Raw genomic sequence first — 23,184 nt, forward strand, 5'->3', positions numbered from 1 at the left:
GCTTTTCGATTTAACAACTCTAGAACTATGGACGCTGAGATGCTATGAATAGTGAATTATAAGTTGCGAAATGAATATAAAAGGGTTTGGTTTGAACTGTGAATTCTTATAAGAGAGAATCAGCGTTCGATGAGACGTCAGAGGCTTTGGATGGTTCTGGGGTACCATTAAAACGTACGCGAACGCTTGGCACGTTGGCTTTGGGCGGGTTGATTCTTAGTGCGTGTGGTCCAACTTTTGGTGCCTTTCGAGGTGCTACCACCCAGGGTCAGAGTATGTTCCATCTGTACCAAGGGTTTTTCTACACTGCTATTGCCGTTGGCGCAATTACTTTTTCCGGCCTTTTGTATGTCGTTTTACGCTTTAGACGCAGGACCGATACAATTCCACACCAACGCCATTCGAACGTTCCAATTGAAGTGATCTATACTGTCATACCGACATTGATCGTGATTGCCCTTTTTGTCTTTACAGTTCGATCCGAGAATAAGATCACAGCGGTGAGTTCTACGCCGAATGTCTCTGTGAAGGTGACGGCTTTTCAATGGGGATGGCGATTTACATATGCAAATGGTGTAAGTATCGTCTCGCAAGGTGCGAACTATCCGCAATTGGTTTTACCCGAAACTGAGACTACCAAGATCACTCTGGTCTCCCAGGACGTGGTGCATGGATTTTATATTCCAGCATTTAATTTCTCGCGCTATGCGCTACCAGGGGTTACGAATTATTTTGACTTCAATCCGACGACGACAGGGACATTTGTGGGACGCTGTTCCCAGCTTTGTGGTCTGTACCACGGCGAGATGTTATTTAGTGTGCGGGTTGTAACTCCCGCTCAGTTCCAAAGTTGGCTTACACAGCAGAAGGCGGCAACGGCATGACGATAGCTGAGGAAAAAAGAGTTGATCATGGCTCCGATGACCATGGCCATAACGAGCCCAGAGGCATCTATCAATGGCTGACATCCACTGACCACAAGGTCATTGGTAAGAGCTATATGTATACTTCGTTGGTCTTTCTTTTGATCGCGGGTTCTATGGCGATGTTGATTCGCATTCAGCTCACCGGACCAAACAACCACTTTATCTCCCAACAGGCCTACAACGAGTTGTTTACGATTCACGGCTCGATAATGCTCTATCTATTTGCGGGTCCTTTTGCCTTTGGTGGATTTGCAAACTTCATACTCCCACTGCAAATAGGTGCACCAGATATGGCATTTCCACGATTGAATGCTCTCTCTTACTGGCTGTATCTGACCGGTGGAACGACGATGTTGCTGGGGTTCTTTACAGCTGGTGGTGCTGCTGCCTTTGGGTGGGTGGCATATGCTCCTCTTTCGAGTTATACTAACGCTCCAGGAGTTGGCCCGGATCTCTGGATTATAGCGATTGCGCTTACGGGTTTTTCTGGTATCTTCACTGCAGTCAATCTGATCACTACCGCGTTCTATCTTCGAGCGCCGGGTATGACGATGTTTCGTCTGCCTATCTTCACTTGGAATATGATCGTGACCGGAATGCTGATTCTTATCGCTTTTCCGATTTTGACCGCAGCAATGATAATGCTCTATGCTGACCGTCACCTTGGTACTCACTTCTTCACGGTGGCTGGCGGAGGATCTCCTGTTATGTGGCAGAACTTGTTTTGGTTCTTTGGCCATCCGGAGGTTTACATCTTAGCGCTGCCTTATTTTGGAATCGTATCTGAGATTATTCCCGTCTTTTCTCGTAAGCCTGTCTTTGGCTACAAAGGACTTGTCTTTGCGACTTTATCTATAGCTGCTCTCTCCACAGGGGTATGGGCACACCATATGTTCACTACGGGTACGGTTCTGCTCCCCTTCTTCTCGGCGTTGTCTCTTTTGATTGCGGTGCCCACGGGTATAAAGGTCTTTACCTGGCTCGGAACAATGTGGGGTGGAAATATTGCCTTTGATACTCCTATGTTATGGGTTATTGGATTTATCGTAACTTTCGTAATGGGTGGAATTACTGGAGTCATGCTCGCATCTCCGCCGATTGACTTTGCAGTTCACGATACCTATTTTGTGGTTGCCCACTTCCATCAGGTTCTTGCAGGCACAGCGGTCTTTGCCGGTTTTGCTGGTTTTTATTATTGGTATCCAAAGCTGACGGGGCGTATGCTTCGCGAGAGACTGGGCAAAGCCCAATTTTGGCTAGCCTTTATTGGGTTTGGACTTACATTTATACCGCAATATCTGATCGGACTGCGGGGAATGCCACGACGCGTACCTGTCTATCTAGTTAGCGATCATGTAACCTTTCTTAATCGGGTCTCGACCTTTGGGGCAGCCCTTACCTTTCTCTCCTTCGTTGTGTGGTTGGTAAATCTCTATGTCTCCTGGAAAAAGCCGGTGAAGGCGAGTGGAAACCCATGGGATGGCCACACTCTTGAGTGGGCAACAACTTCTCCGCCGGCACATCATAACTTCACCTCAATCCCTCCGATTCGATCCCAGAGGCCGGTTTGGGATGCTAATCATCCCGAGTATGCCGATTATCTCGAAAGTCACGACCCCAAGGGTTCGAAGTCTTCAGAAAGGACGAAGAAGCAATGAAGGTAGAATTTCGAATTTACCTAGGGATTGGGCTTTTTGTCCTCGTAATAACTACCATCTATCTCTTTTGGGCTAGAGAATATGGTGGTGCCACCATGCTGTTTGGCACCGCAGGTCTAGGAATTATGCCAGCCCTTTATATGGGTTGGTGGCGGAAGCGGATGGATCCTCGTCCTGAGGATTCTAAGGATGCTACGATCGCCGAGAGCCAAGGAACTATCGGAACCTTTCCAGGTCATACGATTTGGCCATTTGTGCTCGGTATGGGTGTCTTTTTTAGTGCACTATCCTTGGCCTTTGGAGCCTGGACCCTAGTTATAGGTGGAGCGCTCTTGATCTTTGCAGCTACCTCGGTCGTGCTTGAGTCAAGGCGGGGCGGGCTAGTGTAGCCCTAACTGGAGATTGCTCACGGGCTTTTAGGTTTTTCTTTTATGTCCGCCTTTTGATTGGGCGATTGACAAGTGAGAGGCTAAGGACATACGTCCTTAGCCTCTCATCATATTCAAAGTTGTTTTAGGTTATCATTACTATGTGTCTTTTATTACAAATAACCTTTTGACCTTGAGCGGCTGGACTGCCATTGCATTGATCTTTCTTTTGCCGGCATTGGAGTCTTCGGTATTTCTTGGTTTTATCGTTCCAGGGGAGACAGCAGTACTAGTCGGTGGTGTCTTGGCTTATGAGCACCATATCTCTCTATGGGCTGCACTATTAGCCTCGGTCATGGGAGCGATAATCGGTGATTCAATTGGATACTTCGTTGGCAGGAAGTTTGGACGACGAATCCTGGCTTCGAAATACGGTCGGTTTGTAAAAGCTCGCCATATTAAACTGGCCGAAGACTTTATCGCCCGCAGGGGAGGACTGAGCATATTTATTGGTCGATATGCTGCCACGCTTCGAGCGATAGTTCCTGGTCTAGCTGGAATGACGGGTATGCGCTATAAGACCTTCGCGATCTTTAATGTCTTAGGCGGAGCTACTTGGGCTATCTTATTTTCGCTAGCTGGATATTTAGCGGGAGCGAGTTTTCATCGCGTACAATCGATTTCAGGGATTGCGGGTTATGTCCTCATGGCCTTGATACTAGTGATTTTGGTCGTTGCTTACCTGCTAAAGCGGCGCGTTGGCAGGAAAATGCTGGGGGCCGAAGCCATTTTCGTCGGTCGGCCAGACGATGGCGAAGAGAGATCTAGCGAGGCGGAATAGGCGGCTTCGGCGAAGGAGAGTTGAGCAGATAGAGGGTATATCTTAGATTTCTGTTCTTGGTCGACATCTCCTTTGAGGTACGTTTGGTGTGATTTTGGAGTGCCTTCGATGGCGCCGTTAGCTCAATGTGAAGCGCACGCGTCTGAAACCCTTGCCTTTGTTTTCGATCTTGGTTATCGTCATTTGGCCAATTTTGGAGGTGGAGGTTACGTGGGTTCCTCCGTCGGCTTGGGTGTCTAGACCGACAATATCTACTATCCGAATGATCTCTAGCTCCGGCGGTAGCAAGTTGGTGGCTGTCCTTATGATGTTGGGAATCGAAAGAGCGATTTCGCGGGGTTGGCGTGAGGTTAGAATCTGGTGGTCCTCAAGAATTTCGCGACTACATGTCTCCTCTAGCGTCTCCTTGAAGCCCGTAGGTATTTCAGTTAAATTAAAGTCGGCGCGAGCCGATAGTGGTTCCATGTTGCCACCAGTTACCAAGGCTCCAAAGTCACGGAAGATGACGCCTGACAGTAGGTGTAACGCTGAGTGAGTGCGCATAAGAGCTAACCGACGTGGAGCATTGATGCGAGCGGTCACTGTCATGTTGACTTGTGGTAAGGGGTCCCCTAGGGCTGGGATCAATCTGAGGTCGTTCTCTTTTTGGACGCCGATTATTGAAGTGGTCTTGTCCTCGAAGGTTAGCGTGCCCTCGTCTGGAGGTTGTCCACCACCGCCGGGATAAAAAGCGGAACGATCAAGTACTATACCTTCTGGAGTTGCTTGGAGCACCTTGGCCTCGAACTCCAATAGATCAGGGTCTGATAGCTCCAGGCGGATTGTTCGGCCAATTCTATCTTCGTAGTCGCTCATAACTCTTCAATCTTAGCCCACAGGGTTGATTACAAGAGAGGTTGTGGACTGGTTGCACTCGCTCATTGGGGTTTTGTTATCTATGATTTTGGTTTAGTTCGTCGCTTTAGCCGCTCCATCAGAAATGGAACTGTATATCGTCTAAATGCGGCGATCTGGTCCATGGGCCTACCGGCCCGAATCGAATTGGGAATCATCCCTAAAGCTTCTAAGGGGTGCTCTGATAGCAATTGACCTATTATTAGGCGGTGTTGATGCCAGATTCGAAGTTCTCTCAGCAACTGTGGATCTAGATCTTGGCTTTGAGATTCCCTGAGCATTATCTGATCTGCCTTGCGCGCCAGTTTGCGAAGGTCTTTTGATACACCTTGGGGGCTATCCCTGTAAAAGACCAACGGTGCTCCGAGGACAAGAGAGTATCTATCTTTAGTAGCTCTAAGCCACATGTCCCAATCTTCGGCGGAGTCCAGTTCTGAATCGAAGCCATTGATTGACCTAGCGAGTTCTCTTTTCATCATTACAGTGGAGGTCTGGAATCGATTTAGAATTGCAATATCTTCTGCAAAATATCTTCTTTGTGATTTGATATGGTCGTCGAGCTTGGATATCTCTCTAGACCAATCAGTTGCAATTATTTGAAGATCGGGATTTTGTCTGGATGCCTCTATCTGTAATTCGAGTTTTTTTGGGTGCCAGATGTCATCGCCATCTAGAAAGGCTAACCAACTTTCACTGGCTAGTTCTATCCCATGATTTCGTGCTTTGGAGGGTCCACCATTTTCACGAAAAGCAATTTGAATTTCGCCAGAATAGCTATTTATTATCTCTTTTGAGCCGTCGCTTGAACCGTCATCTACGACAATAATCTCTTGGGGCTTGAAGCTCTGAGCTAGGACTGACTCAATTGCTGGGCCGATCGTTCCTTTTGAATTATAGGAGGTCACTATGGCCGATATAGATTCTTGATCGCTGGCTGGATTAGGCATGAGCGCAGTTGTCGCTTTGTGAGAGCTGCGATGTTGAATTGAAGTCGCTCTTGTTTTTTGCGGCAAGCAACCTAGCTGCCCTTGCCACCTCTTCTCGGTCGTCGAGGTGAGAGGTGGTTTCGCCGATTCTGATCGTTGTCTCGTGGCCGCGTCCCACAATTACTACTCCGTCGCTTTCGCATGCATTCATGACGGCATATTCGATTGCGCTGGACCGTGAGAGTTCGATGTGGACCTTTTGTGGGGGCATATCGAGAGTTCCAAGAAGTAGTTGTGTGATGATCGCTTCTGGGTCTTCATTGCCTGGGTTATCTGTGGTTAGTATGGCGCAATCGGCACTTGCTAGGGCAGCACCGAGACTTGGTCGTTTTAGGCGATCTCTGCCACCTCTGGCGCCTCCAACCGCAAAGACCTTGCCATTGGGTGGAAGGAGCGAGCGCACCGTTGAGATCAGATTTGCTATGGAGTCTGGGGTGTGAGCGTAGTCAACGACGACCATTGAGGGTTGGCCGGCCTCAACCAATTGGAATCGACCATCGACAGAAGAACATTGTGAGATTCCTTGGATGACTACCTCCGCAGGAGCGCCAAGTTCGGTGGCGGCGATGAAGGCGGCTGTAGCATTTAGGGCATTTATTGAACCAACGATATGGGTTGAGAGATCGAAGATTGAGTCCTTATGGATCAATGAAAATTTAGTGCCATCGGTGCTTACTTTGGTGTTTTCTATTCGATAGTCAGCATCGGCTGAAGTGCCAAAAGTTACCCTCGGCACTTGGACCTGGTGAGCTAGGCGGCGTCCCCATGTGTCGTCGATGTTTATGATCACAAAGCCGCAACGGTTTGCTTCAAAGAGCCTGGACTTTGCATAGTAATATTGCTCCATCGTTCCGTGGTAGTCAAGGTGCTCGGGGGATAGGTTGGTGAAGATTCCTATTCGAAACGACGTGCCTTCGATGCGCATTTGGTCAATGCCATGCGAAGAGACCTCCATGGATACGGTTTCTACATCGTTTTCAACCATTTCGGCCAAGACCGCCTGTAGATCAGGGGCCTCTGGTGTTGTGTAGGTGGAGCCATAGCGCTTATTTGCCGATCGAACTTCTATGGTGCCGATTACCCCAGTGCGGATTCCGCTTGCCGATAGCGCTGAATCTAAAAGGAAAGATGTTGTTGTCTTACCGTTAGTACCAGTAATCCCAACCAAGTTGATCTTTTTGGATGGGTTGTCATAGATTGCACAGGAGATAATACCTAGGTTTTGGCGAACCGATGGAACTATGAGGATTGAGATCTCCTCAAGTAAAGAGATCGTATCTAGATTTGCCTGTGCGACGACTATTCCAACCGCCCCCATGTTCAGTGCGGTTTGGATAAAGTTATAGCCGTTTTGGTTTGAACCTTTCATCGCAGCGAAAACAAAGCCTGGTTCGACCTTGCGTGAATCGTGTGATATCCCATGCACGACCTGATCACTACCGATAAGTCTTGCTCCATCAATCAGAGCTGCTATTTCGGAGAGTAGAATTGCCACTTATTGCGCTTCCGACTAGATCAAGCTTATACTTCAATCTAGCCTATTGTCTGAATTTAAAATTAGCTGAAAATCTCGTCATTTGAGACTTATATGATGGATTCGATTCGCATAAGTGGCTATTTCGTCCATTTTTTTGATGCTATTGGCTCTCTTTATCGATAAAAGCCCATCGATAGGTGGATGTGCTTGGTGGCGAGTCGCAATTTTTCCATAAGTTGATAGATGATTTTTCGTGGATCCACAAAGGAAGCCTAATTAGCAGTCGCATAAGTATTAGGGGTGGAAGGGTTTGTCTCACAGGGTCAAGCTCTTTTGTCTTCCCATATTTGTTGTGACAAATAAGACCCCAAATTTATTGTAATGCCAACTGTTCCTTATTGAAGAATCGATGTTTTCTTCACCTCTAGAGTCTTGCCTAAAAGTCAAGGCATTGACCTTTAGGCAAGGCCGTCATAGAAATGCGGTACAAGGATTCGTGGCGGTGGATGATTATTTGTTACCAGGTTAAGAGAATTGATGAAGCCAGACAAGAGTTAAATCTCCGTCATCCGCACAATGGGCATAGCTCATTTTCTGCGAGCAATATGGTTTGTTTTTTAGATGGCACATTTCACATGGACTAGGCGCTTTAGATAGAGAGCGTACCTAGTTCTTTCTGTGTGAGGGCGGCCGGGCCGTTCTAAGGTTAGCCCATTTTCGTGTTGGAGGATTTGGGTCTATCTTCTTTTGTCAAGGGATTTGGCTGCCTTTGGTCTCTAATAGAGTCTGAACTGCCGATAATTCTGAGCGGTTATGGCTTGACTTTTCATTGAGAGAGAGTTCTTTATAGCCAGCGATCGACCTTTGGGCGATGGTTGGCTGTAAAGGCGACGATGGCTAAATTTCAAGTTCGCATGGAGATTTCTTTGCCGATTCAAAAGGCTAATGCGGCTTCGAAGATAGTTCTCCAGTAAAAACAATCAATGGTTGACTTTTTGGCTAAGACAATATGTAGTTGTTTTATCTCAGAGAAGCGGGTAACTATTAATTCACTGGTTGTGTCTGTTTTTGATGATGACCGAGATGGTGAGGCGCCTGATAGGCCTGCATCTACAACTAAGGCGAAAAAGGTTCTTGAGCTGACCGCACGCGCTGCGAGAGGACTGGGCCACGATTGGATCGTCACGGAGCATCTGTCGCTTGGACTAATTATTCAGGGGACCTCGCTCGCTGGGGAGATCTTGTTGGAAGTCGGTGTTACGCGTGGACGGGCCGAGTCGGTTGTCATAAGGGTAATTACTCAGGAGCGTCAATTTCATCAAAGGCCAGGTGAATCTGATATAGCGCTTAGCTGAGAGTCCAAATAAAAATACGATAGAGGTTGAAATTGATGGCAAGGTGTTGCTTAGGTCGGAGTTCACTCAAGCAATGGTGTATATTTTTTATATCTTGATCGCAATTTGGCAAGGATCGTTTCTCCATCTGTAAATCTGGCTTTTAAAACAACGACTTGCCTACAAATAGGGGACTCTTCGATTTATTTTGTGAAGATCAGGGCAAGAGGCCAATAGCGGAGTGGAATGGTTGGAATTGATTTATGAATTGAAAAATTGCTGATTTTAATTTGTGGAGCTCTACTAAGTAAATTGGCGCAATTGACTTAATGGATGAGAGTGCGCCCTCGGCAGGATTCGAACCTGCGCCACCGGCTCCGGAGGCCGGTGCTCTATCCCCTGAGCTACGAGGGCAATCGTAATAGTCCTTGGAGTATCTCTTTTCAATCCTAATGGCTTCGTGACTTGGACTTGAGCCTTTTTGCAATCTCCCGTAGAGATCTTAAAGACCAGATCAACGACTTGTTTTGATATTGATCTGCTTCAAGAGGCATTTAGGGTTGTGCCATTTGGTTGAGATAGGACCAAAATTCTCGCTAGGATCCTAGTTTTTTGGCGATTATCTTGAGGCGCACGTAGTCGATAGATTTGTTTGGTAACTTCTCAGCCACTTCTTGGATAATCTTTTTTTGATCTATTGATTCGTATTTGGCAATCTGATCTTTTAATACGATTGTTCGAAGAAAGGTCTCGAGCTCGTCCTTGTTCTTTAGATAAAGTGGATCTTCCTCCAGAACTACAGATTCCGGAGAAAGACCAGCGGCTTGGAGATTGTCTATAGCATCAGCCACTGACGAAAAGTTCCAAATCTCTTTTGCATCTGCGCTCGTTTTAGAGACCTCTTCATAGCAAGCTATGACTTGAGCGATATTTGTCTCCCCACCACAGTCAGCCACTAGAGGGCAATCGTCTTTTAGGATCGCGGCGATATTTTTAAAAAGAGTGAGATGATCGTGAATCCAGTGAAATGCAGCAACGCTAATTGCTCCATCGCAGCTATTTGGCAGTCCAAATGGCGACAATAGGTCGGCCTCAATAACTTCAAAGGTGCCAGGGTGGTCCTTTAGCTGCTCTCTTAGGGTCGCTAGCATCGCCCGGGATCGCTCGACCATTATGACTTTTCCCTTTGGTAGAAGTTTGGCTAGGGCAAATGAATCTCGACCAGTCCCGGCTCCTAGGTCTGCAATGGTCTCATTCCCAGCTAAGTCGAGGTGGCCTATAGCTTTTTTGCCCCAATTCAAATGGGGTAGTTCTAGGGTCGAGTAGGTCTTTGAATCCCAGTCATTTAACAAATAAGTTACCGCCTTTTGCTTTTTTACAAGGATAACATCCAAGTGTGGTCACCGGATGCACCTCGACAAATAACGCTTTTTTGTCATCGGGGTTCGATCTTCGTAAAAGAGGCAATTTCCTAATAGGATGATTTTTTAGATGTTTAGGAGAAGACCGCTTTGTTAAGGATTAAAGACCATCTAAGAGGACTCGTTGTTCAGGCGTTGGGCGACCTCGGAGTCGACCTTTCCACCGTAAATTTTGATGTCACAGAACCCGCTCGGGCGGAATTTGGAGAGTTCGCCACTAATGCAGCCATGGTGGGCGCCAAGGTATTGGGAACCAACCCCCGAGATTTAGCCAGCAGACTTGTGGAACAGATTCTCAACTCATCAAGCCCATATCTTAGGGGAGCTGAACTAGCGGGACCAGGTTTTGTCAATTTTCGACTCAACAACAGCTGGCTCTATGAGGACGTGAGCGCTGCTTTATCTATGGGGGTTGATGGCTATGGACGAAGCGATATCGGCAAGGGTAAAAGACTTCTCCTAGAGTTTGTATCGGCTAACCCAACGGGGCCACTTCATCTTGGAAACGGGTGGTGGGCTTCCTATGGAGACTCTTTGGGACGACTCCTTGCCTTCGTGAACTATGACGTATCGACTGAGTATTACGTAAATGACACAGGGGGACAGATTCGCGCACTAGGTGAATCTCTGTTGGCGCTCGCAAAAGGGGAGGCGGTTCCCGAGGGGGATATAGCGGGGAGTACGTCTCCACATTGGCTAGAGGCTACGATGGCGACCTCAATGATGTCACTGCCGCTGGTAAGTTCGCATCCGACAAGATCCTAGTAATGATCAAAGAGAGTTTGTCGGATTTGGGGATTACCTTTGATACCTGGTATTCCCAGGCCTCGATTGAAGAGTCTGGAGCTGTTGGCGAAGTAGTTGAGCTTTTGAAGGCAAATGGCGCCATAGAGATTCAAGATGGTAAGTCGGTCTTTATGGCGACTCGTTATGGAGACAATCGTGATCGATTCTTGACAAAGGCAAACGGAGACTATACCTATTTAGCTGGCGATATTGCTTATCACTATGACAAACTTGTCCGCCGAGGCTTTGACTATGCGATTGATATCTTTGGAGCTGACCATCAGGGCCAAGTCCCGAGTCTCCTTGGGGCGATGAGTGCGTTAGGTTGTGAGTCGTCGCGCCTTGAAATACTCCTTGGTCAGATGGTCTCTCTCCAAAGAGGGGATGAGGTTGTCAAGTTTTCAAAGCGAAAAGGTAACGTTGTGGATCTTCAAGAGGTGACCAAAGAGATTGGCGCTAGCGCGATGCGGCTTTTGTCGTTACAGACTTCAATCGATCGCTCTAGCGTAGTTGATTTGGCAGTGGTGACCTCTAAGTCAATGGACAACCCTGTCTACTACATCCAATATGCGCATGCTCGAATGGCTGCGATAGAGAGGATGCGCATTGAGCGAGAGATTCCAGAGCCACAGATAGAAGATGTCGATCTTTCGTTATTAGTGCACCCCCGAGAGTTGGAGCTTCTCAAGATACAATCTCGCCTAGATGAAGTGGTCTCGATAGCTGCTACAGAGCGAGCTCCCTACAAGATTGTAACTTGGCTGCGGGACTTCGCAGGAGCCTTCCACGGCTTCTATCACGATTGCTCTGTCTTGGGGGACGGGCCGGAGTTGACTCAAGCACGCCTATGCATGGTGCGGGGCGCTCAGGTCGCTATCAAGGTAGCTCTTTCATTAGTTGGAGTCGAGGCTCTGGAGCGGATGTAGCTAGATTCTAAAGGTGCCTTGGTCCAATCTGGCGAAGTTACTTTTATTGGCGATGGCCAAATATATATGGTTTGAAATTAATTTGAATGGATAGAGTCTGATGACCAATTCGACCGCGATCTCACCGCATCTCTTGCCTTCAGGCTGTTCGATTCGTGAAGATGGAAGGGTGGAGATGCATGGTGTGGCGCTCCTAGATATAGCCAAGGAGTTTGGTACCCCTTGCTTTGTCTACGACTTAGATCACATCAAAGCTCGCGCGAATGAAGCTAGGGGTGCTGCTCCTTGGACTGTAGCTTATGCCTCTAAGGCATTTCTATGTCGAGAGCTCGTGAGAGTCTTGGATCGAATGGGCTTGTCGATGGATGTGGCCTCGGGAGGCGAACTCGCGGTGGTCATCTCTGGAGGTCTCGATCCAGGGCGAATTATATTTCATGGCAACAATAAGTCGCAGTTGGAACTGAGCGAGGCAATTGACTACGGAGTTGGGTTGGTCGTGGTCGATTCCATGACGGAGCTTGAGCGACTCGAGTCAATTTGTCGAAGCCGGGGTGTTGTGGCGCGGATCCTGATTCGCATAACCCCTGGAGTAGAGGCACACACCCATGAATTCGTCATGACTGGTCAGGAAGATACCAAATTTGGCTTCTCTCTCAAATCAGGAGAGGCCGAACAAGCGATCGAGAGGTCGATCCGATCTGACTTTCTTGACTTTGTTGGAATCCATGCACACATTGGGTCTCAGATATTTTTACTGGATTCGTACTACAAAGAGGTGGAGGCGCTCTCGGGGATCATCGAACGCTACCAACCCGCTACAGTGAATCTAGGTGGTGGCCTCGGTGTCGCGTACCTTGGTGATGAACTAACACCGACATTTGACGAGTGGGCGAGGGTCCTCTATGGCGCCTTGAGCGATCTTAGGGTTGATTCAAAGACGCAGATAATCGTTGAGCCCGGCCGTTCTTTGATCGCATCCTCGGCCCTAACCCTATATCGGGTCGGAACGATCAAGGTTTTGCCTGGTCTTAGAACATATGTATCTGTGGATGGCGGAATGAGTGATAACCCTCGCCCTGTCCTGTATGACAGCGGATATGAAGCATTTATGCCAGGCTATGGGAGCGCTATCAGGGATAGCTGCGTAACCATCGTCGGAAAGCATTGTGAGAGCGGTGATGTCTTGATTAGGAATGCCTGGTTGCCAAGGACTTTGGCGGAAGGCGATATCATCGCAACTCCTGTTACTGGCGCATATGGATATTCCATGGCTTCAAATTACAATAGAGTTCCACGCCCCCCAGTCGTCTTTGTCGATAGCGATGGCCCGCGACTTGCAATTCGCGGAGAGACCTACGAGGATCTGCTTCGACTCGAGATTTAGTTTTGTTACTCGGAGGGAAGCTCCTATCTTCTTGGGCGTTACTTGTCACTATGCCTAGAGATCGATTTTGGCCCGTTGGGTATCGCTCTTAGGAGAAGGCTAACCATGCTCTAGAGCTTTGGCGATTATGATTTTTCACCAGTAGGAGCGAAATTGTTGCTAATTAATAAAATTTCATCGATCAGGCGGTGAGTCAAATTCCAGTACGTATAGGTCTTCTTGGCTGTGGAAACGTTGGAGCAGAGCTTCTGAAGTTGCTTACCAGAGATAGTGAATTGATTCACTCTCAAACAGGTGAACGATTCGTTGTTACTGCCGTGGCCGTTCGGGACTTAAATCGGCCACGTCCCGATTACGTCGATCGTGAACTGCTTACAGATCGTCCTGAGGACGTAGTCGCCTCCAGTGATGTGGATATCGTTGTCGAAGTTATGGGGGGAATCTCTCCTACGAGAGAGTTGATTGAAAAGGCACTTTTGAGTGGCAAGACGGTTGTGACTGCCAATAAGGCGCTTTTGGCAGTGGTTGGAGCTGAACTCACACAGATCGCAAATAGTGTAGGTCGAGATATCTTTTTTGAAGCAGCGGTAGCTGGCGGAATTCCTCTGATACGCTCGCTTAGAGTCAGCTTGGCTGGCGAGCGAGTTAGACGTATCGCTGGAATTGTCAATGGCACTACAAACTTCATTCTTTCAGCGATGTCTGACTCTGACTTGAGTTATGAAGATGCATTGGCGCTGGCGATGGAGGCTGGATATGCAGAGGCTGATCCATCTGCTGACGTCGAAGGTGACGACGCTCGGGCCAAAGCGGCAATTTTAGCGACTGTGGCGTTTGGTCGGCTGGTTCGCTTTGAGGATGTGTATCGAGAGGGAATTACCAAGATAACCTCTATGGATATCGACTTTGCTAAGCGACATGGTTTTGAGATCAAGCTTTTGGCTATCTGTGAGGTGCTGGATCAGCCTGGCGACTCATCGCAAAAGATTGCAGTTCGAGTCCATCCTTCCCTCGTTCCTAAGGATCACCCCCTTGCACTGGTCAGAGATTCGTTCAACGCGGTATTTGTCACCGGAGAAGCGGTTGGCGAGCTGATGTTTTATGGCCGAGGAGCCGGAGGGCTTCCAACTGCAAGCGCGGTTTTAGGCGATGTGATCGATGCGGCCCATAATTTACGATACGGCGTTACTGAAAGGCAACTCGATAGAGAACCAGCACATCTCGTCTCTATTCATGAGATGGAGAATCGTTTTTATATAGCTGTGGATGTTGTGGACAAGCCAGGCGTTTTAGCTGGGGTTGCTTCCCTCTTTGGAGAGAACAACGTCTCAATTCGTTCTATGGAGCAGCTAGATATGAACGAAGAAGCAAGACTGGTCTTTATTACTCATATGGCTCCAGAGAGCGCTATAAATGCGACGTTAGAAGGAATTAGGAGCCTGGATTCGGTACGTCGGGTTGCAGGGTTTATTCGAGTCTTTGATCCTAGCTAGGTAGCCAGTAAGCTTCTAAAACTTAATTTGATCGATGGCGAAGGCCAAAAGGGTGTGAAATGCAAAGTTCGACGGGAAAATTGTCCTCATCTTCTCTCAATTGGAGAGGGCTGATAAATGAATATCGGCACTTTCTTCCGGTTGCTCCAGATGTAGAGGTGGTTACCCTTGGAGAGGGGGCAACTCCGCTGATTTATGCGCCAGTTCTCTCGGGGATGACAAATGCAAGTGTCTATCTTAAATTTGAGGGAGCCAATCCAACTGGGTCATTCAAGGATCGCGGAATGACAATGGCTATTACTAAGGCCAAAGAAGCTGGATCGAAGGCAGTCGTATGTGCCTCGACTGGCAATACTTCCGCCTCGGCGGCTGCTTATGCTGCCAAAGCTGATATGTCTTGTCTTGTCCTTATTCCAGCTGGCTACATTGCCCTTGGAAAACTCGCTCAGGCCTTGATCTATGGAGCAAAGGTGATCCAGATTAAAGGGAACTTTGATCGAGCGCTCGAGATCGTTCGAGAACTTGGCGAGACTAAGGCGATAACTGTCGTGAACTCGATCAATCCATTTCGAATTGAGGGCCAAAAGACCGGCGCCTTTGAAGTGATCGATCAACTTGGTTTTGCCCCGGACTATCATTTCATACCCGTAGGAAATGCTGGCAATATAACTGCATATTGGCGTGGCTATAAAGAGTATGAAAAGGCTGGCCTAAGTCACTCGTTGCCTAAGATGATTGGCGTGCAGGCTGCAGGCGCTGCGCCAATCGTTCTAGGCCATCCAGTTTTGGAGCCCAATACCATAGCCACTGCGATTCGAATTGGAAATCCAGCCTCATGGGAGCAGGCTCTTGCTGCCCGCGATGAATCTGGCGGAGATATTTTTGCCGCCACCGACGAGGAGATACTTGCTGCATATCGCCTTTTGGCCAGTCGCGAATCCATCTTTTGCGAACCAGCCTCCGCTGCATCGGTAGCTGGTCTATTGAAGTCTAAGGTGCCAGCGGGTGCCAGGGTTGTTTGTGTTCTGACCGGAAATGGTTTGAAGGATCCCGATACTGCGATCTCACAAATTCAGGTACCTACAGCATTGGATGCAACTATTGAGGCAATTTCAGAAGCTGTAGGTATCTAGTATTCTTGAACTGAGTTTTTCCCATGAAGACCTAGTCAAAGATTAAAAGACTGATCGACCAAGAAGGCCCCACTGTCACTTAGGAGTACAGCTGAAGTGGTAAACCAATAAGATTTCGGGATATTTGCCATAGGGGTTGGACTCGGTGGGTCTTCCTTGATTAAATGGTGACGATTTGCTATCTATCTTCACTATGGCCACGAAGGAGACATATCGTCAATTAGTTGTCTAAATTGTGGGGTCTCAGGAGTGTTCAATCCAAAATAGCGAAATTGCTCCGATTCTGGTGGTGCTAAGGCACCAAAGACCATCAACCGAGAGACTGAACAGATGCGCCAATCGCTTATAACATTTACCTCTCGCGACACGATGGAGCGACCAAAGTTATGGTCAACTTGATGAAGGTGACCATAGCGTGTTGTGTTTTTATTTGACTTGCTTGTACAGCTTCACACATTCGTACACTCCTTGTCGGTGGAAAGTAAATGCTGTCAGGTCTTTGCCTCTTATTCAACCTTCGCACAAACTGTTGCATCTAAGCAAAGCAACCTATCTCTGACCAATGAAAACCTTTTCCAAATGATAGAATTTTGAATTGTTCGTTTGTTTCGCAGAGCCAGGGTGCTCGGATGAACTAAAAATATTCCCCACTTTTCCTCCCAGAAGATGGTTTTTTCAGAAACTGTGTTATATTCAATAAATAGTAAGTGTTCCTGATTTGGAACGACTCCCGGTTTTACCGAGCCGTCTTTGGCGGCTGTCGAATCAGTCACTAAGCTCCTTTGTCCTAAACGGACAGTTCAATTGGTTTTTCAAGCGACATTGGAACACGCACTTTTTATGTTTAGACGTCAGAGCTAAGAGAACTAATACGACAAATATCTCTTGCCTGACGAATGTGAATTGAGGTTTCATATATGACAACCCCTACTATCTCCGATAAGGCCGTTTTGGAGAAGAAGAAAAATGATGAGCTCATCGGAATAGCGAATTCGTTGGGACTTTCTCCATCTCCAAGAAGCAAAAAGGCTGAATTGGTTGAGCTAATAGTGTCGACGGTAGTTGTCTCCCAGCCGGTAGGTTCTCCCTCATCTGATCAAGGTTCCACCTCACAGTCGCCCCAGGAACAGGCTAATAGGCCTGCGAGGCCCCGAGCGGGTATGGCAAGCAGGAGGGCCCCGGTTGCTGAATTATCTGATGGCGATCTGTTTTCTTCTACTGAGCCAAAGCAAGAGAAGGCGTCGACGACATCAGTTGTAGGTGATTCAGAGGATTCTGTGGATCAAAGTCGTAATGCACGACTAATTCGCTCGAAACGACCGGCGAATGCAGTAGTGGAGACGGCTCCAGTTTGGAACGACGATCTCGTAAAGACGACTGTATCGCCTCTGGTAAAGTTCGAACCAGTCGCGATTCTACCTCCAATCGTGGTTGAGCTTGATCCAGCTACCGCTCCGTCACGTAACCACAATCGCACTAACTCGAATCCTCAGCAGCCTCGCCGCCGTGGAAACGATAATCGCACAAGTGGTCAAGATCGGTCGGCCAACGAAGGTGATAGTGAAAGCAATTCACCGCTCGAGGAGGTCGTCCTTGGTGAAGTGGCACCACGTGAGAGCCAAAGGGAGTCCAATGGCCGCGAGAGTTTTGCTCGAGAGGGTTTTTCGCGCGATAACCAAAGCCGCGATAACCAAAGCCGCGATAACCAAAGCCGCGATAACCAAAGCCGCGATAACCAAAGCCGCGATAACCAAAGCCGCGATAACCAAAGCCGCGATAACCAAAGCCGCGATAACCAAAATAGAAATGATGGTCAGAGGAACGATTCAAATCGCTCGATGGATTCAGACCGTGGCGGCGATCGGGACATTGATGCCAATTCAACCAGGCGTCGCGAAAAGCGTCGCAATGGCAGGACTAACCCGAGACAAGAAGGGCGAGATGGCGAGACCAGGGGGTCTGTTGATGCTTCGAATGCAGAGTTAACCGATTTTTCTGGTTTGTTAGACTTGCGCGACGAAGGTTTCGGGTTTATCCGGGCTAATGGCTACCTACCTTCGCCAAAGGACGTCTATGTCTCTGTAAACCTAGTTCGAAAGTACTCCCTCAGGCGAGGTGACATGCTCGAAGGTGGTGCTCGAAGCGCGATAGGATCTGAAAAGTATCCAGCTCTAGTTCGCCTCGATACGGTAAATCGTCTTGATCCAGATGAGGCGAAGCTGAGGGCAAAGTTTGAAGAACTTACCCCTCTCTTTCCAGATGATCGGCTAAAACTTGAATCCTCGATTGACCCCCTCAATGTTACTGCTCGGATTATTGATCTCATAGCGCCTATCGGCAAGGGTCAAAGAGGGCTGATAGTCTCCCCTCCAAAGGCCGGCAAGACTACGATAATGAAGGAGATCGCCCATTGTATCGAGGCGAATAATCCTGACGTATATCTAATGGTTCTACTCGTTGACGAGAGGCCTGAAGAGGTCACTGATATGCGTCGATCTGTGCGTGGTGAGGTCGTCTCCTCTACCTTTGATAGACCATCAGAGGAACACGTAGCCGTAGTCGAATTAGCCATTGAGAAGGCTAAGCGAATGGTTGAAATGAAGCGCGATGTCGTTATCATTTTGGATGGTATAACTAGGCTCACCCGAGCCTACAACCTTGCTCTTCCTGCGACCGGTCGTATAATGTCAGGTGGAGTTGACTCAGGTGCGATCTATCCTCCGAAGAAGTTTTTTGGTGCGGCAAGAAATGTTGAAGAGGGTGGAAGTCTCACCATCTTGGCGACTGCTTTAGTGGAGACCGGATCCAGGATGGACGAAGTTATCTTTGAGGAGTTCAAAGGGACCGGTAATATGGAGCTACGTTTGGATCGCCGCTTGGCAGAACGGCGAATATATCCAGCAATTGATGTAATTTCATCTTCGACGCGTCATGAGGAACTCCTCTTTCAGCGAGATCAACTAAATCAAGTCTGGAAGCTGCGCCGAGTTCTCAATGCTCTTTCATCTGAAGGATCGAGTGCTCCGGGCCTTGAATTGCTAATCGACAAGATCAAGCAAACCAAGTCGAATAACGACTTTCTGGCTGAGATCGCTAAGAGTCCAGGGGCATAGGAGGAGTCACTTTTGTTGGTAATGAAGTCCTGGACCCTAAAGCTAAGGTTTTTTGATTTCTCCCACTATACTCCTTAAGGCTATGAAACCGGAAATACACCCTCATTACGCTGACGCACAGGTTGTGTGTTCATGCGGCAACACCTTTACAACTAAGTCAACCAAAGATTCAATGCACGTTGAACTCTGCAATGAATGCCACCCGTTTTATACGGGCAAGCAGAAGCTTGTAGACACCGGAGGCCGCGTAGAGCGCTTCCAGCGTCGATATGGTGTTCGTCGGGGTCAGACACCTGTTACAGCTGAGTAAGTGACTCTTTATTAGGGTCAAATTGCGCTCAAGGGAGATAAGTCCATCGTGCAAGGTAACAATGTTTCGGCCTTGGCCCTTGCATCCATTGCACGATCTGTGGCCAACAAGCTTGGCTATTCAAGTATCACGGGCGATGTATCGCAATTTATTAATAGTTCAAAGATAGCCGGAGTCGCCAGTGGCGACTCCTTGGTTATTGTAGTGGGTGGCCGTATTAAATTTGATGCCACCGCTTTGGTGGTCGCATCGCATAGAAGCTTTGTTCGACGGCTAGAGATAGTATTTTTAGATCTTGGGGCTCAACGTTTTGATCGCCAGACTATCACACTTGCGGCGGGTTCGCTTCGTGCTCAGATGAGTGGCTTTGACCTAGATGTGCAATTTTATCAAGGCAGATCGATCGAATCTATTCACCCGATCGATTGCCTTACACTGCTGGAAGCACGAGACTTTACCGACTTAGAGCTGTCATTTGTCCCAGAGGACTTTCGCAGGGACGTCTCGATTCGTTTTGGCGAGAGATACCTAGAGTTTGAGGGTATCCCTTATGCCAGGATAGATGCAATAACTAACGAGATCTATCCAGGAGTCTCCTTTGCAGAGGCTCAATTGATCGAAGAGGTCAATAACTATGATTGGAATTTGAACCGAATATTGAGTTCATGCCGTGATGTAATTGCACGAGACCGGCGCTCTGGTGGTTTTAGAGAAGTTGCGACAGCTCTAAGTTCGCGGTGGCTGGCATCTCGTATGTGTTCGGAACCGAGCGATTTTGCAATGGTCTCGTTTCGACGAATTGACTTTCATCTAGCAGGCCACGAAGGCGTGGACCCGTTTGGCGACTTGGAAGCTATCAAGTCGGGGTTTTTTGGCCAGGGTCGGGATCCTGTAGATTTTTTAGTCGGAGTCAATGCCCAAGGAGACGCTGAACTATTTGCGATTAGCGCGTCGATGGACATATCTGTTCTTGCCAAGCTGCTTCAAGCGGCCGCTTCGATTCGCTCTTTATATGGCGATTTGAGCCTTAACCTTGTCGTAACTGTAGAGTTAGTTAAGGTTGGCGTCTTCTTTGACTTATTAAAATTATCCAAGGTGAAGGTAACACTTTGGCAAATCTTGGCTTCTTGGCGAGAGAAGCTTGAAGTGGAAGTGGTGGATTTTGGAATACAGTGATCGGGTTGCGAGCCTCGAACGAGAATATGAGAACGTCGTAGTAGAGCTTGGCGATCCCTCTGTCTATGGAGATCAGAAGCGCTTCAAAGAGTTGAGCCGTCGCCACAAAGAGCTAGAGGCGATAGTCCTTACCTATAGAAAGCTCAACTCCATAAAGGAAGATATCGATTCAGCACGAGAGATAATTCAGATCTCAGAGGCCGACGAGCTTAGCGCCATGGAAGACGAGTTGAAAAACCTCGAAGGCCAACAACGAAATCTAGAGGAGGAGCTTGAGCTCTTACTCTTGCCTAGAGATGCCAACGATGGCAAGAACGTTATTTTAGAGATTCGCGGAGCTGAAGGAGGCGAAGAGGCAAACCTCTTCGCAAAGGATCTCCTCGATATGTATCTCCGATTTTCTGATCGCATGGGTTGGAAGGTGGAAGTGCTAGGGGCTGACCCGTCTGAGCGTGGAGGGTATAACGAGGCAGCGCTTTTGGTCAAAGGTGAAGATGCTTGGCGCCGACTAAAGCATGAAGGTGGCCCGCACCGAGTGCAAAGGGTGCCAGTTACCGAGTCCCAAGGCAGGATCCACACTTCATCGGCGACAGTTACAGTTCTCCCAGAGGCCGATGAGGTCGATGTCCATATTGATCCAAATGACCTGAGAATCGATGTCTATCGTTCAACCGGTCCTGGTGGACAGAGCGTCAATACAACCGATTCTGCAGTTCGAATTACTCACCTTCCTTCTGGAATGGTGGTTGCCATGCAGGATGAGAAGAGCCAGATTCAAAATCGCGCTAAGGCCCTCCAGGTGTTGCGTGCTCGACTGCTGAAGATGGAGCAAGACAAGCAAGCTGAGGCGCTTTCAAGTGCCAGAAAGAGTCAAGTTGGCGGTGGTGGTCGAAGTGAGAAGATCCGCACCTACAACTTCAAGGAGAATAGGGTAACCGATCACCGTATTGGGCTGACCTTGTACAAGTTGGATAGGATCTTGCTTGGTGAATTGGACGAAGTCTCTGATGCTCTTCTTATCGACGAACGCTCTAAGCAACTTTCGGGTAATGAGGGGTAGTAATCCTCCTCGGTATCGTTGATCCCTATACCTTATCGATGGGCCTTAGCTGCTAGGTGAATGTTTTGAAATTGATTGATCTTGCGCGGCACTACAGCGATCTCTTTGATGGATTGACGCCTTCTATATGGGTTATCTCTGCAGTGGCACATATTCAATACGAAGATGTTGTTTCTGGTGAGATCGAGTCGAATGGCGCAATAGAGAAAGAAGTTAGAGACCGTTCAGCGCGCTATGTCGGCGGCGAACCTCTGCAATACGTGATTGGATCGTGGCCATTTGGATCTCTTGAACTTAAATGTGATCGACGGGCCTTGATTCCACGGCCTGAGACCGAATATCTCCTTGAGGTGATATTGGATCGTTTTCTGCCAAAATTAATTCATTCAGTTTTAGATCTGGGCACGGGTACTGGAGCGATCGGACTGGCTCTTGGAGCCTCAGGCAGATGCGAAGAGGTTGTATTGGTCGATTATTCCAATGATGCGCTTGAGCTCGCTCGGGAAAATTTGGAACTGAATCGAGAATTGATTCGAGCCAGCGTCGCCTTCGAACAAGGCTCTTGGTACGAGGCGCTAAGTGGCCGGGAGTTCGAACGATTCGACATGATTGTCTCTAATCCACCCTATATCGCGACTTCAGAGTTGGATCTTTTAGATCCACGGGTGAGAATGGAACCCCACCTTGCGCTGGATGGAGGTGGTACCGGAATGGTTGAAATAGAGACAATCGTCGCCGGTGCCCCTCAATTTCTGGCTCCAGATGGGATCTTAATTCTTGAGATTGGGGAATCACAAGGGGAGCTTGCTTGCTCGTTGGCCAATCGCGCTGGTTTTCGATCTGTGAGAATCGAGCGTGACCTTGTCGGCAAGGATAGATACCTTATAGCTTCTTGACCTGGTCTCCGTGATTTATTTAGGATGATTAGATCAGCCCTATTACTACTTTGGCGCACGCCTTGATTTGTAAATTAAAGTTTGGCACTTATGGGCATTTAGATCGATCTAGAGTCATCCGAGTTCCATCTCAAAAGTTGGCCGGTCTCGGTCTATTTCACTTACTTTTGGACCAGTGGTGTTTACGATATTGATGAAGATCCGCTGTAGAAGCTCCACTCCTTCGTAGGGCACTTTATCGATAAAGAGTTCCTTGACTATGGAGTTATAAAGGGGCGACGTGTTTTCGTAGATGGCCATCCCTCTTTCGGTTAGAACTGCGATTTGTGACCTGCGGTCATTTGACGACGATTTACGCTCCACCCATCCAGAGGTTTCGAGACGTCCAATAAGATGGCTCAGCCGACTCCTTGAAAATTGGGTATGTGCTGCTAACTCGGTCATACTCTTGCCAGATCCGTTGGATTCAGCCAATAGGGAGATTACGATGAATCCGCTGTGAGTTATTCCCGATGCTGCTTGCAGGCCGGCATCTATGTAGGCGTCAAGCAGAAGATTGGCTCTCATGAATGCGCGCCAAGTCATTGATTCGCGCTCGCTTACTATCAGGTCTGTTGTCAAAATGCCTCCTCCATGGCTCAGCGATTGCGACTCGAATCACCTATGACTATTTGGGTTGATAATTCTTTCAAGTCGATAAAGCTCTCCTAGTTGGGACCTCTCGAGGGGTAAAAGCTGCTCAAAAGGGTCCAACAATTGAAGTAGTCGACCGATATCGTATCCCCCTTGAACTTAGGGATGATTATTTGGGTAATTCTCTAATTATAAGGCCGCCTTTTTGCTCTTCTGGTTTGCTGGATCGATTATTCAAGTTAAGATTCCTATGAATTTAGGGATTGGTTTTTTGATTTCATGGAAGGTGAGGGGAGTCAGAACCGAAAAATTGGTGCTTAACATTGCGGCTAAAGACCGCGAGGATTCTATTTGATTTAGGACAATCGG

General features: G+C 48.0%; 21 protein-coding genes and 1 tRNA gene. 15 read left to right on the forward strand and 7 right to left on the reverse strand.

Annotation, left to right across the window (positions count from 1 at the left end; all coding sequences use genetic code 11):
- Positions 1 to 98 precede the first annotated feature (98 nt).
- The 4 genes from coxB to ACIDITHRIX25_RS82545 all read left to right on the forward strand — a co-directional run bounded on the left by coxB (position 99) and on the right by ACIDITHRIX25_RS82545 (position 3,793).
- Complete coding sequence (gene coxB, locus ACIDITHRIX25_RS82530; RefSeq protein ID WP_052604889.1) at positions 99 to 884, forward strand: cytochrome c oxidase subunit II; 786 nt, start codon at positions 99 to 101, stop codon at positions 882 to 884.
- The gene (gene ctaD, locus ACIDITHRIX25_RS82535; RefSeq protein WP_201731886.1) at positions 881 to 2,584 is read left to right on the forward strand and encodes a cytochrome c oxidase subunit I; all 1,704 of its coding nucleotides are present in this window, start codon (positions 881 to 883) and stop codon (positions 2,582 to 2,584) included. Before coxB ends, ctaD begins: the two co-directional genes overlap by 4 nt.
- Positions 2,581 to 2,973: an aa3-type cytochrome oxidase subunit IV gene (gene ctaF, locus ACIDITHRIX25_RS82540; RefSeq protein ID WP_052604891.1), complete on the forward strand. Its 393-nt coding sequence runs from the start codon at positions 2,581 to 2,583 to the stop codon at positions 2,971 to 2,973. The genes ctaD and ctaF overlap by 4 nt, the downstream gene beginning before the upstream one ends.
- Positions 2,974 to 3,115: 142 nt before the next feature.
- Positions 3,116 to 3,793, forward strand: a complete 678-nt coding sequence (locus ACIDITHRIX25_RS82545) for a DedA family protein (protein WP_082058510.1) — start codon at positions 3,116 to 3,118, stop codon at positions 3,791 to 3,793.
- Positions 3,794 to 3,910: 117 nt separating this feature from the next.
- Here the strand turns inward: ACIDITHRIX25_RS82545 and ACIDITHRIX25_RS82550 are convergent, their stop codons facing one another.
- The 3 genes from ACIDITHRIX25_RS82550 to ACIDITHRIX25_RS82560 form a co-directional block, all read right to left on the reverse strand.
- The gene (locus ACIDITHRIX25_RS82550; protein WP_052604892.1) at positions 3,911 to 4,648 is read right to left on the reverse strand and encodes an alanyl-tRNA editing protein; all 738 of its coding nucleotides are present in this window, start codon (positions 4,646 to 4,648) and stop codon (positions 3,911 to 3,913) included.
- 80 nt (positions 4,649 to 4,728) lie between these two features.
- Positions 4,729 to 5,634: a glycosyltransferase family 2 protein gene (locus ACIDITHRIX25_RS82555; protein ID WP_052604893.1), complete on the reverse strand. Its 906-nt coding sequence runs from the start codon at positions 5,632 to 5,634 to the stop codon at positions 4,729 to 4,731.
- A complete protein-coding gene (locus ACIDITHRIX25_RS82560; RefSeq protein ID WP_201731887.1) occupies positions 5,627 to 7,168 on the reverse strand; it encodes a UDP-N-acetylmuramoyl-L-alanyl-D-glutamate--2,6-diaminopimelate ligase in 1,542 nt (513 codons plus the stop codon). The genes ACIDITHRIX25_RS82555 and ACIDITHRIX25_RS82560 overlap by 8 nt, the downstream gene beginning before the upstream one ends.
- A 977-nt stretch (positions 7,169 to 8,145) precedes the next feature.
- Between ACIDITHRIX25_RS82560 and ACIDITHRIX25_RS82565 the strand changes: the two genes are divergently transcribed.
- Positions 8,146 to 8,505 carry a Clp protease N-terminal domain-containing protein gene (locus tag ACIDITHRIX25_RS82565; protein ID WP_160291743.1) on the forward strand — a complete coding sequence of 120 codons (360 nt, stop codon included), beginning with the start codon at positions 8,146 to 8,148 and terminating at the stop codon, positions 8,503 to 8,505.
- A 321-nt stretch (positions 8,506 to 8,826) separates the two neighbouring features.
- Here ACIDITHRIX25_RS82565 and ACIDITHRIX25_RS82570 read toward each other — a convergent pair.
- Positions 8,827 to 8,898, reverse strand: a tRNA-Arg gene (locus ACIDITHRIX25_RS82570).
- Positions 8,899 to 9,080: 182 nt separating this feature from the next.
- Complete coding sequence (locus ACIDITHRIX25_RS82575; RefSeq protein ID WP_201731888.1) at positions 9,081 to 9,836, reverse strand: class I SAM-dependent methyltransferase; 756 nt, start codon at positions 9,834 to 9,836, stop codon at positions 9,081 to 9,083.
- Positions 9,837 to 9,995: 159 nt separating this feature from the next.
- On the opposite strand from ACIDITHRIX25_RS82575, the gene ACIDITHRIX25_RS82580 reads away from it, so the two are divergent.
- The 5 genes from ACIDITHRIX25_RS82580 to thrC all read left to right on the forward strand — a co-directional run bounded on the left by ACIDITHRIX25_RS82580 (position 9,996) and on the right by thrC (position 15,627).
- Complete coding sequence (locus ACIDITHRIX25_RS82580) at positions 9,996 to 10,670, forward strand: DALR anticodon-binding domain-containing protein (RefSeq protein ID WP_201731889.1); 675 nt, start codon at positions 9,996 to 9,998, stop codon at positions 10,668 to 10,670.
- Positions 10,598 to 11,617, forward strand: a complete 1,020-nt coding sequence (gene argS / locus ACIDITHRIX25_RS82585; RefSeq protein WP_201731890.1) for an arginine--tRNA ligase domain-containing protein — start codon at positions 10,598 to 10,600, stop codon at positions 11,615 to 11,617. The genes ACIDITHRIX25_RS82580 and argS overlap by 73 nt, the downstream gene beginning before the upstream one ends.
- A gap of 100 nt (positions 11,618 to 11,717) precedes the next feature.
- Positions 11,718 to 13,001 carry a diaminopimelate decarboxylase gene (gene lysA, locus ACIDITHRIX25_RS82590; RefSeq protein WP_052604898.1) on the forward strand — a complete coding sequence of 428 codons (1,284 nt, stop codon included), beginning with the start codon at positions 11,718 to 11,720 and terminating at the stop codon, positions 12,999 to 13,001.
- Positions 13,002 to 13,189: 188 nt separating this feature from the next.
- Complete coding sequence (locus ACIDITHRIX25_RS82595; RefSeq protein WP_082058511.1) at positions 13,190 to 14,494, forward strand: homoserine dehydrogenase; 1,305 nt, start codon at positions 13,190 to 13,192, stop codon at positions 14,492 to 14,494.
- Positions 14,495 to 14,553: 59 nt separating this feature from the next.
- Entirely contained in the window at positions 14,554 to 15,627 is a 1,074-nt protein-coding gene (gene thrC / locus ACIDITHRIX25_RS82600; RefSeq protein ID WP_052604900.1) for a threonine synthase, read from the forward strand.
- A gap of 506 nt (positions 15,628 to 16,133) precedes the next feature.
- Here the strand turns inward: thrC and ACIDITHRIX25_RS82605 are convergent.
- Positions 16,134 to 16,400, reverse strand: a complete 267-nt coding sequence (locus ACIDITHRIX25_RS82605) for a hypothetical protein (protein WP_052604901.1) — start codon at positions 16,398 to 16,400, stop codon at positions 16,134 to 16,136.
- Between the two features lie 144 nt (positions 16,401 to 16,544).
- Between ACIDITHRIX25_RS82605 and rho the strand changes: the two genes are divergently transcribed.
- The 5 genes from rho to prmC all read left to right on the forward strand — a co-directional run bounded on the left by rho (position 16,545) and on the right by prmC (position 22,182).
- Positions 16,545 to 18,740: a transcription termination factor Rho gene (gene rho, locus ACIDITHRIX25_RS82610; protein WP_082058512.1), complete on the forward strand. Its 2,196-nt coding sequence runs from the start codon at positions 16,545 to 16,547 to the stop codon at positions 18,738 to 18,740.
- 82 nt (positions 18,741 to 18,822) lie between these two features.
- Entirely contained in the window at positions 18,823 to 19,050 is a 228-nt protein-coding gene (gene rpmE / locus ACIDITHRIX25_RS82615) for a 50S ribosomal protein L31 (protein WP_082058518.1), read from the forward strand.
- 48 nt (positions 19,051 to 19,098) lie between these two features.
- Entirely contained in the window at positions 19,099 to 20,226 is a 1,128-nt protein-coding gene (locus ACIDITHRIX25_RS82620; protein WP_052604902.1) for a hypothetical protein, read from the forward strand.
- Entirely contained in the window at positions 20,213 to 21,286 is a 1,074-nt protein-coding gene (gene prfA / locus ACIDITHRIX25_RS82625; protein WP_052604903.1) for a peptide chain release factor 1, read from the forward strand. Before ACIDITHRIX25_RS82620 ends, prfA begins: the two co-directional genes overlap by 14 nt.
- Before the next feature lie 65 nt (positions 21,287 to 21,351).
- On the forward strand, positions 21,352 to 22,182 hold the full coding sequence (gene prmC / locus ACIDITHRIX25_RS82630; RefSeq protein WP_052604904.1) for a peptide chain release factor N(5)-glutamine methyltransferase: 831 nt from the start codon (positions 21,352 to 21,354) through the stop codon (positions 22,180 to 22,182).
- A 114-nt stretch (positions 22,183 to 22,296) separates the two neighbouring features.
- Here the strand turns inward: prmC and ACIDITHRIX25_RS82635 are convergent, their stop codons facing one another.
- On the reverse strand, positions 22,297 to 22,803 hold the full coding sequence (locus ACIDITHRIX25_RS82635) for a MarR family winged helix-turn-helix transcriptional regulator (protein WP_052604905.1): 507 nt from the start codon (positions 22,801 to 22,803) through the stop codon (positions 22,297 to 22,299).
- Positions 22,804 to 23,184: the final 381 nt, after the last annotated feature.

The organism is Acidithrix sp. C25 (genome assembly GCF_904848545.2).